Source organism: Mesotoga sp. H07.pep.5.3, assembly GCF_002752615.1.
GTDB classification, from domain to species: Bacteria; Thermotogota; Thermotogae; order Petrotogales; family Kosmotogaceae; genus Mesotoga; species Mesotoga prima.
Map to the genome: position 1 here is coordinate 92,224 of NZ_AYTV01000025.1, position 15,338 is coordinate 107,561.

At 46.5% G+C, this 15,338-nt stretch carries 13 protein-coding genes; 2 read left to right on the top strand and 11 right to left on the bottom strand.

What is annotated here, in order from left to right; translation table 11 throughout:
• Positions 1 to 102 precede the first annotated feature (102 nt).
• Positions 103 to 2,715 (top strand): calcium-translocating P-type ATPase, PMCA-type, encoded by a 2,613-nt coding sequence (locus V513_RS11600; RefSeq protein ID WP_099772851.1) that lies wholly within the window; start codon positions 103 to 105, stop codon positions 2,713 to 2,715.
• Positions 2,716 to 2,847: 132 nt separating this feature from the next.
• Here the strand turns inward: V513_RS11600 and V513_RS13770 are convergent, their stop codons facing one another.
• The 11 genes from V513_RS13770 to V513_RS11650 form a co-directional block, all read right to left on the bottom strand.
• Positions 2,848 to 2,994 (bottom strand): NAD(P)H-dependent oxidoreductase, encoded by a 147-nt coding sequence (locus V513_RS13770; protein WP_143752432.1) that lies wholly within the window; start codon positions 2,992 to 2,994, stop codon positions 2,848 to 2,850.
• A gap of 536 nt (positions 2,995 to 3,530) precedes the next feature.
• A complete protein-coding gene (locus V513_RS11605) occupies positions 3,531 to 4,577 on the bottom strand; it encodes a Gfo/Idh/MocA family protein (RefSeq protein ID WP_014731631.1) in 1,047 nt (348 codons plus the stop codon).
• Positions 4,574 to 5,380 carry a sugar phosphate isomerase/epimerase family protein gene (locus tag V513_RS11610; RefSeq protein WP_014731632.1) on the bottom strand — a complete coding sequence of 269 codons (807 nt, stop codon included), beginning with the start codon at positions 5,378 to 5,380 and terminating at the stop codon, positions 4,574 to 4,576. The genes V513_RS11605 and V513_RS11610 overlap by 4 nt, the downstream gene beginning before the upstream one ends.
• Positions 5,381 to 5,391: 11 nt before the next feature.
• Positions 5,392 to 6,447, bottom strand: coding sequence for a zinc-dependent alcohol dehydrogenase (locus V513_RS11615; RefSeq protein WP_014731633.1), 1,056 nt, complete (start codon positions 6,445 to 6,447; stop codon positions 5,392 to 5,394).
• 162 nt (positions 6,448 to 6,609) lie between these two features.
• On the bottom strand, positions 6,610 to 7,437 hold the full coding sequence (locus tag V513_RS11620) for a carbohydrate ABC transporter permease (protein ID WP_099772852.1): 828 nt from the start codon (positions 7,435 to 7,437) through the stop codon (positions 6,610 to 6,612).
• Positions 7,430 to 8,317, bottom strand: coding sequence for a carbohydrate ABC transporter permease (locus tag V513_RS11625; RefSeq protein ID WP_257212094.1), 888 nt, complete (start codon positions 8,315 to 8,317; stop codon positions 7,430 to 7,432). The genes V513_RS11620 and V513_RS11625 overlap by 8 nt, the downstream gene beginning before the upstream one ends.
• A gap of 53 nt (positions 8,318 to 8,370) precedes the next feature.
• Positions 8,371 to 9,651, bottom strand: coding sequence for an ABC transporter substrate-binding protein (locus tag V513_RS11630; RefSeq protein ID WP_099772853.1), 1,281 nt, complete (start codon positions 9,649 to 9,651; stop codon positions 8,371 to 8,373).
• Between the two features lie 21 nt (positions 9,652 to 9,672).
• Positions 9,673 to 10,458 (bottom strand): nucleoside phosphorylase, encoded by a 786-nt coding sequence (locus tag V513_RS11635; protein WP_099773049.1) that lies wholly within the window; start codon positions 10,456 to 10,458, stop codon positions 9,673 to 9,675.
• Between the two features lie 12 nt (positions 10,459 to 10,470).
• A complete protein-coding gene (locus V513_RS11640) occupies positions 10,471 to 11,214 on the bottom strand; it encodes a GntR family transcriptional regulator (protein WP_099772854.1) in 744 nt (247 codons plus the stop codon).
• Positions 11,215 to 12,776: 1,562 nt separating this feature from the next.
• On the bottom strand, positions 12,777 to 12,995 hold the full coding sequence (locus tag V513_RS11645) for a hypothetical protein (RefSeq protein WP_099772855.1): 219 nt from the start codon (positions 12,993 to 12,995) through the stop codon (positions 12,777 to 12,779).
• 137 nt (positions 12,996 to 13,132) lie between these two features.
• On the bottom strand, positions 13,133 to 14,014 hold the full coding sequence (locus V513_RS11650) for an alpha/beta hydrolase (RefSeq protein WP_099772856.1): 882 nt from the start codon (positions 14,012 to 14,014) through the stop codon (positions 13,133 to 13,135).
• Between the two features lie 753 nt (positions 14,015 to 14,767).
• On the opposite strand from V513_RS11650, the gene V513_RS11660 reads away from it, so the two are divergent.
• A complete protein-coding gene (locus V513_RS11660; protein WP_257212098.1) occupies positions 14,768 to 14,956 on the top strand; it encodes a hypothetical protein in 189 nt (62 codons plus the stop codon).
• The last annotated feature ends 382 nt before the right edge of the window (positions 14,957 to 15,338 follow it).

Below are 15,338 nucleotides of genomic sequence, written 5' to 3' on the forward strand. Positions count from 1 at the left end.
GCCTCGGCCCGGAGTTCAGTCTGTATTTAAAGCGATCCAAGAAGTCGCGATATGGATTTGCGGCCTTAAAGTTGCATACAGAGAAAACGGAGGATACTAAGAATGGCATGGCACTCATTGGAACTAGAAGAGGTATTAGAGAAACTGAATGTTGATCCCAACAAAGGATTGAGTTCTTCTGGAGTGGAAGAACGATTGGCTAGATTCGGCAGCAACATCCTGAGAGAGGAACGAAAGAAAACCATCTTCGAGCGTTTTCTAGAACAGTTTAAGGACGTTATGATAGCTATCCTTATGGCGGCAGCCGCAATTTCCTTCGTTGTTTCTCTATTCGAGAATGAAGGTTTCTTCGAACCTGTTTTGATAATGCTTATAGTAGTCTTGAATGCGGTAATCGGTGTAATACAGGAAAGCAAAGCCGAGAAGGCTCTCGACGCTTTGAAGAAGCTTTCTTCGCCTAATGCAAAGGTAATACGTGATGGGGAGCAAAGGATCGTTCAAGCTTCGAACGTGGTCCCAGGTGATATTGTGCTTGTAGAAGCCGGTGACTTCGTTCCAGCCGATGCTAGAATATTGAGTTCGGCAAGTCTCAAAGTGGATGAGTCAGCCCTAACCGGAGAATCGGTTTCGTCGGAGAAGAAAACCGAGGCTAAGGTAAAAGAAGATGCTACTTTGGGAGACAGGTTCAACATGATTTTCTCCGGTTGTAGCGTTACCTATGGAAGGGCGAAGGCTGTTGTCGTAGAGACTGGAATGCAAACTGAAATGGGGAAAATTGCGAGCATGCTTTCAGCGGAAGAAGAGACAGAAACTCCTCTCCAGAAGAAATTGAATGTTCTTGGAAAATATCTTGCAATTGCGGCTATAGTTGCCTGCGCGATAATCTTTCTGGTTGGTTTGATTGATGGCATTCCGATAATGGAGATATTCATGATCTCCGTTTCTCTAGCCGTTTCGGCAATACCTGAAGGCCTTCCTGCTATCGTAACGGTTGTTCTTGCCATAGGAGTGCAGCGGATGGTTAAAAGAAACGCGATAATTCGCAAGCTGCCAGCCGTTGAGACCCTGGGAAGTGCAACCGTAATCTGCTCAGACAAGACAGGAACACTGACTCAGAACAAAATGACACTGGTTAAGGCCTTTTCCGATTACGACTCAACTCTGGAAGAGATCTCTTCCGAGAACTTGCCGGAAATCAGAAGCCTTTTACTATATGCGACACTCTGTTCAGACGGAAGAATCATTTACGAAAGTGGAGAAGAAAAACAAATAGGAGACCCAACTGAGACAGCGATAGTATTTGCCGCTAAAAGAAATGGAATTGAGAAAGAGAAAATTGAGGAGAAATATCCAAGATTAGCCGAGATTCCGTTCGATTCAGAGCGAAAAATGATGACAACAATCAACAGAATCGAAAACAAGAATGTAGTAATTACAAAGGGTGCAATTGATTCAGTTGCTCTTAGATGTGTTGCGGGAGACGTCGAAAAGGGAAGAAGAATTGCAGAAGAGATGGGTAGCGATGCCCTGCGAGTGCTTGCCATAGCCTATAAGCATATCGAGGAGATTCCAGAGATCCTTGATCCCGCCGAGATCGAGAGCGGGCTTACATTCATGGGTCTCGTGGGTATGATCGATCCAGCACGGCCAGAAGCAAAGGAATCGGTGGCACTATGTAAACAGGCTGGGATAAAGCCGGTCATGATAACCGGTGATCATAAGCTAACCGCCGCAGCAATTGCCAGAGAAGTCGGGATTCTGTCACCTGAAGAAAAGGTTGTTGATGGAAGCGAACTTGCAAGAATGCTGGATAGTGAGCTCGAAGAACGAGTTCGGGATATCTCGGTTTATGCCAGAGTTTCTCCTTCAGACAAGTTGAGGATCGTTCACGCATGGCAGAAACAAGGTGAAGTGGTGGCAATGACGGGAGATGGAGTTAATGACGCTCCTGCTCTCAAGGCAGCAGATATAGGATGTGCTATGGGAATAACTGGAACCGATGTGGCAAAGAGCGCGGCTGACATGACACTTACAGATGATAATTTCTCAACTATTGTAGAGGCCGTGAAGGAAGGTCGGGGGATCTATGCCAACATAAGAAAGGTGGTTGGTTTCCTTCTTGGAACGAATATAGGGGAGATTTTGACTGTATTTGCGGCGATGATTATCTGGAGAGAAGCTCCTCTAATATCTGCTCAGTTGCTCTGGATAAATCTCGTCACCGACAGCCTACCTGCAATCGCATTAGGCATGGAACCCGTTGAAGAGGATGTTATGAAAAGCAAGCCTAAACGAAAGAATGAAGGAATATTTGCAAATGGACTTGGTTACAGAGTAATTCTGCAGGGAATCATGTTCGCTTTTCTAACTCTGATTGGGTTTTCGATTGGCTGGAAGAGTACCGGAGATATCGTTGTAGGCAGAACAATGGCCTTTGCTATACTTTCTTTGACCCAGATCTTTCATTCTTCTAACATGCGGTCAAATCACTCGCTATTTAAAACCGGTCTCTTTTCCAATGTCTTCCATATTTTTGCGACAGTAGTGTCGCTGGCAATGGTTGCTTTTGTTCTATTCATAGATCCAGTCGCGAGAATATTTGGGCTAGCCGAGCTGAACGCTTCGATGTATCTGCTTGCTATTCTGCTTTCTCTTGTACCAATACCGGTGATTGAGTTGGCAAAGCTCGCAGGCGTCATAAGACACAGAGATTGATAATTAAAAGACCTGTAGTTCGCCGACAAAATACCGTGCGCAACCGGGCTTGCCTGAAAAGCATACAGGACTTATCATGAAGTTCTCCACGTTTGTTCCTCGTTATATATCATAATATATGTAATGAGAGGATTATTTTTTGCTTCTTGCTAGGGTCCACAATCTCAATAAACCCTTCCTCGCCAAAGATGACCTTTCTTCTTCGAGAAAGTGGTTTACAATCGTCAATGTGTTGCTCTTAACTTCTCGCGGAGATCCATTGAAGACCAGCAGTCTCATTTGAAACCTCCTCTAACGTTCCCTCAGTGGAATCAAAAAAGGCAAGATTGAAGCCATTTCTATAGCAGTACGTTCACAGATCTTCCTCACGATCTCAAGATCAACTATGGCTGTATCGTCCTATTCTTAAGTCAGAACACTCGAAAGGGATACTTCCCGTACCTCTTCTTTGATAGATTTTGCCTGCCCCAACAGTGAAAAACGGAAGGACTATTGGGATCATCTTATCGATCGCCTCCTCCAATATGGACGAAGTGAGACACAATATGAGTGGTGATGCAAATAGAAGAAGGCTAGAATTAACTGATCTCCTTATTTCATCGGAATCATCTTTCGCGGCGCATTCTCCAGGTGATTCCACCCAGAATTCAAAGCATCCCATGCACTGTTTTATATCTAGATCCGTTAGCGCGAAATACTCGACATTGCTTCTATATCTCGAAGAGAAGAAACTAGTCTGTCAATGTACTCATCGAATTTTTCTCTACCTATCGTGCACCGTTCAAAATGCTGATTCTCATGACGAGGATCTCCGGCTATAGCTCTACAGTCGAAGCACTTTCGGCCGACAGATAAAAGGCGTCTAAGATGCTCTGAACAGCCAGGGCCTCCTCGGGAGTTGGTATTGTTGATTCCTTTCCCAGGCAACTATCTATGAAACTTTCTACCGACCTCTTATAGCAGTCTTTGCTTTCTGCAAACGGTATGGCCGTATTCGTTAACTCTCCGTGTGATTCGGCAAATACTTCCGGTGGGAAGACCGTAGCGCCTGCTCTATCACCGAAAATTTGAAGATTCATGATTGAACGATCTTTCATGTTTAGCGCAAAGGAAGTCTTCAGGATCAGTGAAGCTCCGTTGTGAAACCTCACAAAGCCAAAGGCCGAATCTTCGACGGAATATTTCTCAGGATCCCAGCCGCCCATAAGTCCAACTCCACTCCTTTTGGCAATTTTACAGTAAGCGCTTGCCGTAATGCTCTTCGGCTGTGGAAATCTCATCATATGGAGCGCCAGATCCAGCATATGAACTCCTATATCAACCAGTGGACCTCCGCCCTGGATCTCTTTGTTGGTGAAGGAACCCCATCCAGGAATTCCGCGTCTCCTCAACGCTGTTGCTTCGCAAAAATATATCTCACCAAGATCTCCACTGTCGACAAACTTCTTTATGGCGATTGCTTCACTCCTGAAACGATAATGGAAGTTGAATGAAAGAATCTTTCCTGCTTCCTTTGAGGCGACCATCATTTCTTGAACTTCTCTTGCGTTGATGGCAGGAGGTTTTTCACAAAAGACATGAGATCCAGATCTCAGTGCGCTTACAGTAGCTGCAGAGTGAAATTTGTTTGGAGTACAAACGAACACGGCATCGGGATTCAAAGAAGACAGCATTTCATTGTAATCACCGAAAGTGTTATCTATTCCAAATCTGCTGGAAAGCATAACTGCCCTCTCTACAGCGGGATCTGCTATCCCGACCAGTTCTACCCTGTCACTCATCTCGGATAAAACCGGGAGATGAGTGACCTCTGCAATCTGGCCGGCCCCAATCAAGGCGACGCGGAGTCTCCCAAACTTCATCTTTCAATGCTCCTGAGAAGATCTCGAATAAAGGCGCATGACTCACCGTATCCTTTAACAGGATCGTCTCCGATCACTCTACATTCGAATACAATGTCACCGGAATAACCGATTTCAGACAGTGCCGAAAAGAGTGTCTTGAAATCTAAGTGCGCCTGACCCGGCTGATAACGGTTGCTGTCGGCGATGTGCACGTGTCCGATATACCTGCCGTTTTCTATTACCGCCTGCCTGATATCGGCCTCTTCGATATTCATATGAAAAGCGTCAGCCGTCAGTCTGACATTAGAAAATCGGCCCATTTCTATCACTTTCGCGGCAGATTGAAGGGTGTTTAACATATGATCTTCGTACCTGTTAAGTGGCTCCAGATAGATGAAGGTGTCCGTTTCTGCAGCAATTTTGTTCAAGCTTCCAAGGGATTCCAGGAGAACTGCTGTATCTTCTGAATCAGATCTCGGAGGGACCATAGGTGGGAGCCTCTTCGAAAACATTCCCCAGGCGGCAGGTACAACGATTCCCTTTCCGCCGACCTTAGATAGTGCCTTCAAGATCTCTCCGATGTCCTCTGTTGCCTGCTCCCTTTTCTCCCGGGAAAAATCACCGATCCAACCACGGTATCCCCCACAGGCGCTTGTCACAGGGAATCCTGTTGACCGGACAGCTTCGCTCACTTCCGCGAACCTCTCCAGAAGAACTTTTCCGTCTATTTCGTAACCGTCGAATCCAAGGCTTCGAATGAATTGCAGTTTCTCCTCCATTTGAGAAGGGAAGAAGTCCTTGTCCTGAGTTATCACTTTCATATGCTCACCTCTCAAAAAGCTACTCCGAGCTTAATACTCAGTTCGGGATTAGTGTCCACATATTTACAGTACGCGCTCGGCGATTCTTCGAAGTTCACAACTGGATTCACGATGTCGTCGCCAGAGAGAGAACCATCCAGTATCAAATTCCAGCAGGTTTTTTCGATTCTCTTTCTATCCCATCTTGGAAAGTCTGGATTGGGCTCACTCGCGGCGCGAGAAAAAACAACTCTTCCGTAGTTGTAGTGGGCTTCCCTTCCGAAGTTGATGCCGCCGGCAAACTCCCTTGCCCAGGCCACATATGAAACCGTTCCTCCGTAGGCAAGCCCCCTTAGAGCCGACTGAAGCGCGCCTGCAGATCCGCTGGTCTCAATGATGCAGTCAGCCCCGAGCTTGCCGGTAAGCCTTTTTATCTCAAGACCGACGTCGCACTCACCTGGGTCGAGTACGTAATCCGCTCCGGAGTTCAGCGCAGCCTCGCGCCTTATCGCGATCGGATCCACACCTATCACTGGCCTGGCTCCGATTTTCTTCCCGAGCTGTACCGCCATTAATCCGATGGCTCCAAGGCCAATCACTGCGATGTAATCTCCCGGCCTTACATTTCCGTCTCTGATTCCGGAAAGGGCAAACTGGGCGGGATCATAACACACAGCGCTCTTCCAGGAGACTCCGGTAGGGACCTTTAGTAGACGGTCGTTTCCTATAGCGTTTATAATGTGAGTTTCACGAATTCCTCCGTAAGAGCAGACCCTTTCACCGATGGAGTAGTCTTTTACGTCTACCCCTTTCACTACTATCTTTCCTACCCACATATTGCCCAGATTCCAGGAACCGAACTCTACGCCCTTTTTTTCGCCAGCTGATCTCGGTAAAATTAGATGCCAGTCTTTGTCGTAGAATTCGTCTATCAGAGGACTTTCACCTCTGAAGTCTGCTACCTCTGAGCCGTGCTTTGGAGAAGCAAACTCGACCTCGACCATCACCTCATTGGCCGCTACCTTTCTATCCTGATACTCAACGATGGCCGCTTTTCGCGGTGCGGTTGCCACAAGCATCCTTGGCATCAACCCTGACCTCCTTGTTAAAGACTTTCTTTACACCGATCAATTATCACACATGAGGCAGGGAGACACTATTTATTCTTACTTTGTTTCATACAGTGCATGAATAATTGCGTTCGCACTGGGAAGAGTCTCAGCAGGTCCGGAAAGATGATTGAGAATGGTCTATTTGGAGCTGCCCATTGTCAATCCCCGAACCAAGTCATTTTGGACGAGGAGTCCAAAGACAATCATCGGAAGCACTGTGATTATCGCTGCCGCGCTCATAACACCCCATTCAATATTCCTTTCGCTTACGAACATATTGACCAGAACAGGAAGAGGTCTTGTGTCCTGACCGGTGAGTACAAGTGCGAAAAGGAATTCATTCCACGCAATCAGAGCGCAGAGTATGGATGTGGCTGACAGTCCTGGCATTACAAGAGGAAGCACTACTCTCCTTAACGACTGCAAACGGGTGCATCCATCAATCATAGCTGCTTCTTCAAGAGAAACAGGGATTTCCTGGAAGAAGCCACGCATCATCCAGATCGCGAAAGGGACGCTGAAAAAGGATAGAGCGAGAACAATCGGGAGGTATGTGTTGGATATTCCAAGATATCTGGCGATCATGAAGAAAGGCAAGACCATGACTATCGGGGGTGTCATTCTTGCTATAAGGACTACGAAAGCGATTGTGTTGGCATGCTTCCAGTTGAACCTGGCAAGAGCGTAGGCTGCCGGCACACCCAGGAAAAGGGCGATTACCGTTGAAAGAAATGTGATCAAGACGCTGTTGATCAATGATCTCACAAACTCAGAATTCCCGAAGAACTTCGCGTAGTTCTGAAGCGTAAGTCTTTCTGGGAACCACTTTGGTGGTATAGAAAACTGGTCGGCTTCAAACTTGAATGAGGAAAGAAGAATCCACGCAAGTGGCACCAGAGTCCAGATAAGAGCCAAAGCAATAACAGTGAAAACCAGTATTCTGGTGACAGGTCTTCTCCTAATCATAGTTCTTTCCACCACCTATAATTTTCATGTAGAGTATTGTGAAGACCACAGCTATTCCGAAAGTGAGCATGTTTATTGCCGAAGAAAAGCCGACGTTGTATGCTTGAAAGGCCGTCCTGTAACCGTAGAAGGCAAGCGTTTCCGTCGCTGTCCCGGGACCTCCGCCTGTCATAATGAACACAATATCGAACACACGCAAGGACGTAAGCGTCCTGATAACTACCGCGACGAGTATCGAGGGTCTTAGCAGCGGAAGGGTTATGTAGAAAAATCTCTGAATAGAGCTTGCACCGTCGACGAATGCGGCTTCATACGGTTCGTATGGAACAGACTTCAGACCCGCAAGCAATACCAGGGTAACAAAGGGTATATATTCCCAGGCATCTGCAACTATCAGTACTGGCATGGCCGCAGAGGGATTCGAAAGCAGTGGTTTATCTACAAGTCCGCCAAACCCTATTTGTTTCATCAAATGGATAATTGGTCCATAGTCGCTGTTCAACACGAATCTCCATACGTATCCTACGACTACAGGGGCGATCATGAAAGGTACAAGAAGAATCGACTGCACTATCTTCCAGCCTTTGAACTCAGTGTCAAGTGCGAGAGCGATACACAGCCCTATAATGAGTTCAACAAGGACAGCTCCCACTACGAAGTAGAACGTTCTTCCAACTGTGTCCAGCGTGAAGGAGTCTGTGAAAAGCCTTACGTAGTTCGTGAAACCGGCTGGCTTGATTCCCAGATCGGGTCTGAGCAGATTCCACCGAAGAAAGGACATGACAACAGTGTATGTAAGTGGGATCATGAAGATCACCACGATGAATACAAGTGCAGGAAGAATGTATGCAAAACCTTTAGTTTTCTGTTTCAACTTCATCCGATCCCCCATCGCAAGAAATGCCGGGCCTTTCGACCCGGCTTTGAATAAGATCAATAGTACCCTCCATCTCTCATGAGCCTGTCTACTTCTTTTACTGCGTCATCTAGAGCCTTTTCGGCCGTCTTTGTTCCAGCCAGGAACTCAGAAACCGCTGGAGCGATAATTCCGCTCACTATACTTCCGCCTTCCGGTATCAATGGAACGATTGGAGTGGGAATGCAATTCTCCATAGCAGCGGCGAAGTCTCCTATCCAGGGGAAGGACTCCGCAAGCTCGGGGCTGTTCAGCGCCGAGAATCTCGCCGGTATGTTGCCTGTAGGAGCGGCCTCGACTTCGTTCTTTGTTTCTGTGACATACAAAAGCCACTCCAGCGCTGCTTCCTTGTCTGGTGCCGAGCTGCTGACCGAGAATCCCCAGGAGATATAAAGCATGGGAAGCATCTCTCCAAGTTTTTCTTCAGGTCTGGGGAATCCTACGAATCCTGCCTTGCCAACAATGGAGGACCTCGATTCATCCTCTACGTAGAACATTCCGGTCGTCCAGACCTCCGCCATTGCGCTTCTTCCGCTGATGAATTCATTCAGTGCTTCCTGGAAATCGTAGTTCATTGCGGCAGGGTTCGCAAATTGGAACATATACTTGACTTCTTCAAGCGCTTCAACGCCCGCTTCCGAGTTGAAGATTGGACGCATATTCATATCTAGAAGTGCCCCGCCTTTCGCCCAAAGCCTTTGCATGAAGTGAGTTGCAAGGAATATGCTTCTTCTTCCCATCATGGTGACTCCGTAGAGATCCGGCGGTCTGTTGAAAAACTCTGCAACGTCCCTGTACTGCTCCAGAGTCTGAGGAGGCAGAAGCTCGTAGCCGTACTTATTGAGGAAGTTGGCCTTCTCCACAGGATCTTCGAAGAGATCCTTCCTGTAGATTATGCCTCCGAGCTCGTTCATGTAGGGAACAATGTACGTTTTGCCATTAAGCTTTGCGTTTCTTATTCCGGGAATATCGGTCTCGTTGATTCTTTCGTATCCCGGAATATCGCTTATCGGGTAGATGTAGTTTGCAATCGAAAGAGCCGGATACCAGAGCATCGAGATATAAGGTACATCGATTTCGACCCTCCCAGATGTGTAACCGAGCATCAGCTGATCAAGGTAGTTTGCGTAAGGAAACTGTTGAATCTCTACCTCGATTCCCGTCTCTTTCGTGAATCCTTCCATTCTGGTCTTCCAGGCATCCGTGTGAATTCCAACTTCACTTGAAAGACGCAAAGGAACTGCAAAACATGAAGCTATCAACAGAACAAAGAGCAAAAGCATGAACCTGGTTCTCATTGAATCTCCTCCCTTCGGTAGTTAAACAAGGTCTTCATCGTACATTTTCTTTATTGCGGTCAGCGTTATTTCGATCGCTTCTTTCACTGAATTCTCAATGACGTCTCTTCTGGGGTTCTTGACAGAGAGATCTACTTTTGTGCCAGCAGATTGTTTGTATCTGTTTGCATAGCAAATCCCAATGAAACCGGCCTTGACATTTCTAAGATAGGAAATGACGAAGAGCGCAGAAGCCTCCATTTCTAGCGATACAATCCTTCTCCTGCTCCAGCTCTGGAAGTATTCGGGATCTCGTTTGTAGAAGCAGGAATGTGTCCAGTTGATTCCGGTGACGATCTCTCTTTCCCTTTCTCTAGCAGATGTTGTAAGCGATGAATAGACATCTGGAGAAGGTACGGCCGGGAAATTCGGCGGGACATAGTAGTTCGAGGCCCCGTCATCACGCACACAGCCATAAGGAATTACTATATCTCCTTCATTAACATACTCCTGGAGGCCTGCCACGCTGCCAATTCTTATCAATACTCTTGCCCCAACGTTGATCAGTTCCTCGTATACGATGCTTGCAGAGGGGCCTCCCATGCCTGTTGAAGTCACCGAAACGGGGTAATCCTTATACTTACCTGTATAGGTTATTAAGCCTCTGTTTTCAGCGATCTTTCTTGCCTCGCTCAGTCCGGCTACGATCTTATCGACTCTCCCCTGGTCTCCCGGAACAATTACAACGGGTGCGATATCTCCCGCGCTGCACTCAATGTGATATTGAAATCTCCCCTCTAATCCTACTGGCTCTCTGTAATCCTCCATCAAAGCGTCACCTCAAATCTTCTTTCTAAGAACATGTATTCTGAAGACCGACGTATTTATGAAATCCTCCGAGTAAAGCATTGGGACATTGTTCATGTCCCGGTGAACTTCTTTGAGCAGCACTATCGAAGTGCCCGGAGTCATTTCGAGCAGGTCCGCAAGCTCTTCGTTCACGAGTCTAGATTCGATCTCTGCAATCGCATATCTAATTGGATCTTTGAACTTCTCCTCTAGAAGATCAAAGAGGACCAATTCCTTCGCCCTTCTTTCTCCGAGAGTCTTGAGTAATTCCTCTGTGCCTCCGGGTATTCTTTCCGAAGCAATGTACGTCTTTGCAAATATTGCAGGAATACCGTCTGCGGCGTACACCCTTTCCGTCAGGACAAGTGTTTCCTTTTCCCTCATCTCCAGCTTCGCTGCTAGGTCGCTATCAGCAAGGACCTTTTTAAATCTGTCGTGTATCAAATCGGGTGTCTTTCCAGAGCTCGAAATGATCCGTGTCAGGCCTCTCAGATATTCGATCCCTGTATGGACCAGACCGCTGTCCTTAACAACGAATGTACCGAGCCCCTGCCTTCTAACGACTAGGCCCTCTTTTTCAAGAGCAGTAATCACTTCCCTTATCACCGTCCTGCTGGCTCCATAATCTTCACAAAGCTTTTCTATTGATGGGAGTTGTGTTCCATCACTCATCTCCTGGACTTTCTGTTCTATCTGTGAATATATGATCTCGTAAAGGGATTTACGCCTGGCCATTTTCTACTCAACCTCCGGAAATCTCAGTCATCATACGTATTATGTATGACGTATTCTGAGTATACAAAATCCTTTCTCATTTACTATCTCTATTCATCGGGTGAAAAAGTAATTCTGGGGTATCCACGATCGATTGAAAGCAATATTCTCAACGATGGGCATAATTACGATGTTTTTCGTACATATCGTAGGAGAACGGATCTTACGGAGAACTTTTCCACTAACGTGTCTAACGAACAGCACCTCTTGCTGAACGAAGAGTGGCATCGCTGCAATGTAAAAAAGGAGTCCCTATTTTCATACTACTTCTACCTGCTGTTCTGACCTCAGAACCAGTTCTGATATCAGAACCTTTTAAGCATACGCATTAAAAAACGGCTAGAAATCCACAAGAGCCGTTGTGTGTTGTAGATTGTGGGTAGGTTGAGGGTAAACAGTTCAAGAAAGGTTGGTTAGCCGTTGAATGGTTCACCGTTCATCGAGGAGAACTCTTTCCAGAGCGACGATTTGTTCTTCGTTCTGGTCAAAGTCAGGAACCATTGACACGAGATTCTGAATCAAGTTCAGCATCTATTTCCTCCAAAGAGATAACGGAGAAAATGCATTGTCGAGGGTTCGCTCCGCTCACGAGAAGACGAGAGCGAAAATAGGGACTGACCGGCTCCTATGGCCCCATTTTTCGCGAAGGACAGAGATTCTGACAAGAAGCATGTCAGGATGACGTGTAGGAGTGTCATCCCGTAATGCTCCTGTACGGGATCTCGTACCCAAGAACCGCTGTGCGCTAAAGAACGAAGACCCGCTGTACGCTGTGAAAAACCGTCCTTCCCCAAATCGTGGACCCGTCCCTAGAAAGAGCAGTTCTTCGTTCCGACGCTGCGCGTCCAGGTTCTTCGTTGGATAAGATCAACACCAAGATCCCGAAACAAGTTCGGGATGACGATGTGTGGGACCTCCTGAAGGCGCAAGCTGGATAACTGTATCAGCGTTATTCGTGAAAATACCTAGACGGTGAGTTCTTCTCTTCTCGACACCCCAGACCCTGTAATCGATACCCCGCTATTCGCGTCATGAACTCATTTCAGCATCATGTTCTTTGCTCACTAACTTTGCAAATTCACGGATTCATCATCGTAGATGCCTTCAAAGAATAGATCCCGAAACAAGTTCGGGATGACGATGTGTGGGACCTCCTGAAGGCGCAAGCTGGATAACTGTATCAGCATTATTACGTGAAAATACCTAGACGGTGAGTTCTTCTCTTCTCGACACCCCAGACCCTGTAATCGATACCCCGCTATTCGCGTCATGAACTCATTTCAGCATCATGTTCTTTGCACACTAACTTTGCAAATTCACGGATTCATCATCGTAGATGCCTTCAAAGAATAGATCCCGAAACAAGTTCGGGATGACAATGTGTGGGACCTCCTGAAGGCGCAAGCTGGATAACTGTATCAGCATTATTATGTGAAAATGCCTAGACGGTGAGTTCTTCTCTTCTCGACACCCCAGACCTTACACTCGATACCCTGCTCTTTCCGTCGCACCGCGTCCAGATCCTAACCAGGAGCATTGTTGGGATGACGTGTAGGGCTGTCATCCCGTAGTGCTCCTATACGGGATCTCATCTCTTCAGTCTCTCTCTCCCTTTCTCTCTCTCTCTTTCTCTCTCCCAATCTCTCTCTTCTCTCCCTTTCTCTCTTCTCCCTTCTCTCTCCTTTTCTCGCTCTTTCGTGAAAAATGGAATCCGCAAAAAATCTTGCGTAGAATTTCTCCATCAACGTGTCTGAGAAGAGGGGGTCAGGTTCTGGTAAGAGCGTTAAGAGCTTCTCTACGAGAAGAGAGACGAGACTGAAGAGGAGTGAACTCTAAAAGTTTTTTTCGTACTTCTATTAACAGCAAACAACTGTTCTTATCACTCGAAAGAATCTAGTAGATCGTTCAGAAAGTCTGCTACTGCAATGGTCAGATCATCTTGGACTAATCCCAGATCGATATTCACATCGGCGTGATTTTTATCTTTGGCATGGTACAGCCGAACAGGCACTTCGGAAAGCCGGAGTTTTAGAGCGAAGTCATTGGAAATTTCTTCTGACTTTATTCGTTCGCCGGCATAAACTATCAGGAACGGAGGAATTGATTTTCCTGGAGCAACATGATTGATTGGCGAAGCATCGTACCATGACTCTTCTTCCTGACCAAAAGCGTTGAGATACATCGAGTTCGCGATGATCCCTCTACCATACTTCTCGATGCTCGCGCAAATATCATAGCCGGCCCCGTCAAGCAGTACAACTCCCTTAATAGCATCTAGTCCGATTCCATATCTCGCCAGATAGCTCTCATCAGTAGAAACGAGAGCCGCAAGATGCGCTCCTGCAGAGTGGCCCATGATGAAGATTTTATCGGCATTTCCTCCATAAGAAGATATATTTTCCCTGACCCAGGCAATAGCAGCGGCTACATCTTCGACGTGTGCCGGGTGTTTCACTTCTGGTGATAGTCTGTAGTTTATACTCACAAAGATCCAGTTGTTAGAGATGAAGTATGGAACTTTATTCACAGTGACATTCTTATTAGACTTATCTCCGGTTCTCCAGGCACCACCGTGAATCATTATCATTACCGGAATTCCACCGGTCTTGCTTTCTAATTCATTGGGTGTGTATATATCTAGACAGTTGAGAAGACTCTCCTCGTGAGATTTGTATGGAATCTCCGAGTGCAATGTGTAATTTCCCTTCGCAAGGCAAAGAGTGCCGGTAACGACTATCATTAAAGTCAGGAGAAACTTCATATGATCACCTCCATTTCGAATGTAAACCAGATAGCGTGAAAAGAGCGTGGAATCTCTTTCACTCACTGGAAAAAGATCTGATAACTGACGATCTCTGTCGCCAATAGGCGACAACTTTTCAACCAACGCCCGACGTAGTCGCTTCGCGTGGCACCGTTTCTTTAAGCTTCTTTCTTAATTTCCAGCGATTAGATGTATTTACGTCGAACTGGGGGAAACCCTTTTTGAAGCACTTCGCGAATGGTCTTCCTCTTCCTGCTGAAGGCGGCATTGCGACCGCCGATGCTTTCCGGTGCATTGCGTCTTATGCATTGTTCTTCGACCTCAAAGACACCCCCGCCACTACGTCGCCCTCCTTCCTCAATGAAGGATTTAAGATCAGGATCATTAGTACAGCGGGTATATAATTGGACCGAGTGGAAGTTTCCTGGAGGGAGTTGAGAAAAGACTTGGATTATCGAGTGAGTCTGGTTCATAATAGATTTGTGGTGCTCGATCATTAAGATAGTTGAGCGCCCAATGTATTCAGGTTCACGTAATCCTGCAAGCACGGATTCACCTCGTAACACCTCACTATTACATCCAACTAGGTCTCGGAGCTTGTCCCTCCGGGACCGTTTTTTTGTTTTGGCTTGTTGGAAGAAGGTATTTCATGCTAAAGGGAAAGAAGAATGCTCTTCAGCAATGCAAGAGTGGAATCTATGTTCTTCTTTTGAAGTAAATCTAGCTATGAGAGAAGAAAGGTTCTCGCATGTGATCGGGATTGTTCACAATGTAAAGAGCACTTCCGATAGTATTGGCGTAAAAGGGCTTTATGAAGTATTTGTAGCGCTTCAAAAGACTCTGGCAGGTGAAAAGGGAGAGGAGATACCGGCTCTTGAGAAGAGGTTCACCCTCTTGATCAGAAGACCGCTACAAGAGATTGGTCAGCTCGAAGATTGAGAAAAGGGTGTCATTTATTAAGGGAGGATTGAAATGGCTACAAAAATCCTATAGTTGACGATTCGGCTTCAGACCTAATGATTATCGAGAGGATGTTGAAAGGATATGATATCCTTACAGCGTCTAACACAGTAGAACGATGTAGCAGATCGATGAGCATCGAGATATATAGTGATTCTTGATCTCAGTATGCCGAAGACCGATGAGTTCTCTTTGTCGACAAACCAATGCAGAAGCGGAAGAGGCCATAACAATCGACGTAATTTCTATGGCGCCCAAGTCTGGACATTTTGCTACGACCGAAGGTGCGAAAAATGAAAAGCAGAGGCAGTTTCTTCTGATTTGCGGCTGTGATAGGATGCAGAGTTGCCTCGTTGCTAGA

What these genes read in the sequence shown, in the direction of transcription:
- V513_RS11610 (WP_014731632.1), bottom strand. Translation starts at nt 5,380, where the DNA reads ATGAAAGTGATAACTCAGGACAAGGACTTCTTCCCTTCTCAAATGGAG.
- V513_RS11645 (WP_099772855.1), bottom strand. Translation starts at nt 12,995, where the DNA reads ATGGAGAAATTCTACGCAAGATTTTTTGCGGATTCCATTTTTCACGAA.
- V513_RS11635 (WP_099773049.1), bottom strand. Translation starts at nt 10,458, where the DNA reads ATGGAGGATTACAGAGAGCCAGTAGGATTAGAGGGGAGATTTCAATAT.
- V513_RS13770 (WP_143752432.1), bottom strand. Translation starts at nt 2,994, where the DNA reads ATGAGACTGCTGGTCTTCAATGGATCTCCGCGAGAAGTTAAGAGCAAC.
- V513_RS11620 (WP_099772852.1), bottom strand. Translation starts at nt 7,437, where the DNA reads ATGATTAGGAGAAGACCTGTCACCAGAATACTGGTTTTCACTGTTATT.
- V513_RS11640 (WP_099772854.1), bottom strand. Translation starts at nt 11,214, where the DNA reads ATGGCCAGGCGTAAATCCCTTTACGAGATCATATATTCACAGATAGAA.
- V513_RS11650 (WP_099772856.1), bottom strand. Translation starts at nt 14,014, where the DNA reads ATGAAGTTTCTCCTGACTTTAATGATAGTCGTTACCGGCACTCTTTGC.
- V513_RS11605 (WP_014731631.1), bottom strand. Translation starts at nt 4,577, where the DNA reads ATGAAGTTTGGGAGACTCCGCGTCGCCTTGATTGGGGCCGGCCAGATT.
- V513_RS11615 (WP_014731633.1), bottom strand. Translation starts at nt 6,447, where the DNA reads ATGCCAAGGATGCTTGTGGCAACCGCACCGCGAAAAGCGGCCATCGTT.
- V513_RS11625 (WP_257212094.1), bottom strand. Translation starts at nt 8,317, where the DNA reads ATGAAGTTGAAACAGAAAACTAAAGGTTTTGCATACATTCTTCCTGCA.
- V513_RS11600 (WP_099772851.1), top strand. Translation starts at nt 103, where the DNA reads ATGGCATGGCACTCATTGGAACTAGAAGAGGTATTAGAGAAACTGAAT.
- V513_RS11630 (WP_099772853.1), bottom strand. Translation starts at nt 9,651, where the DNA reads ATGAGAACCAGGTTCATGCTTTTGCTCTTTGTTCTGTTGATAGCTTCA.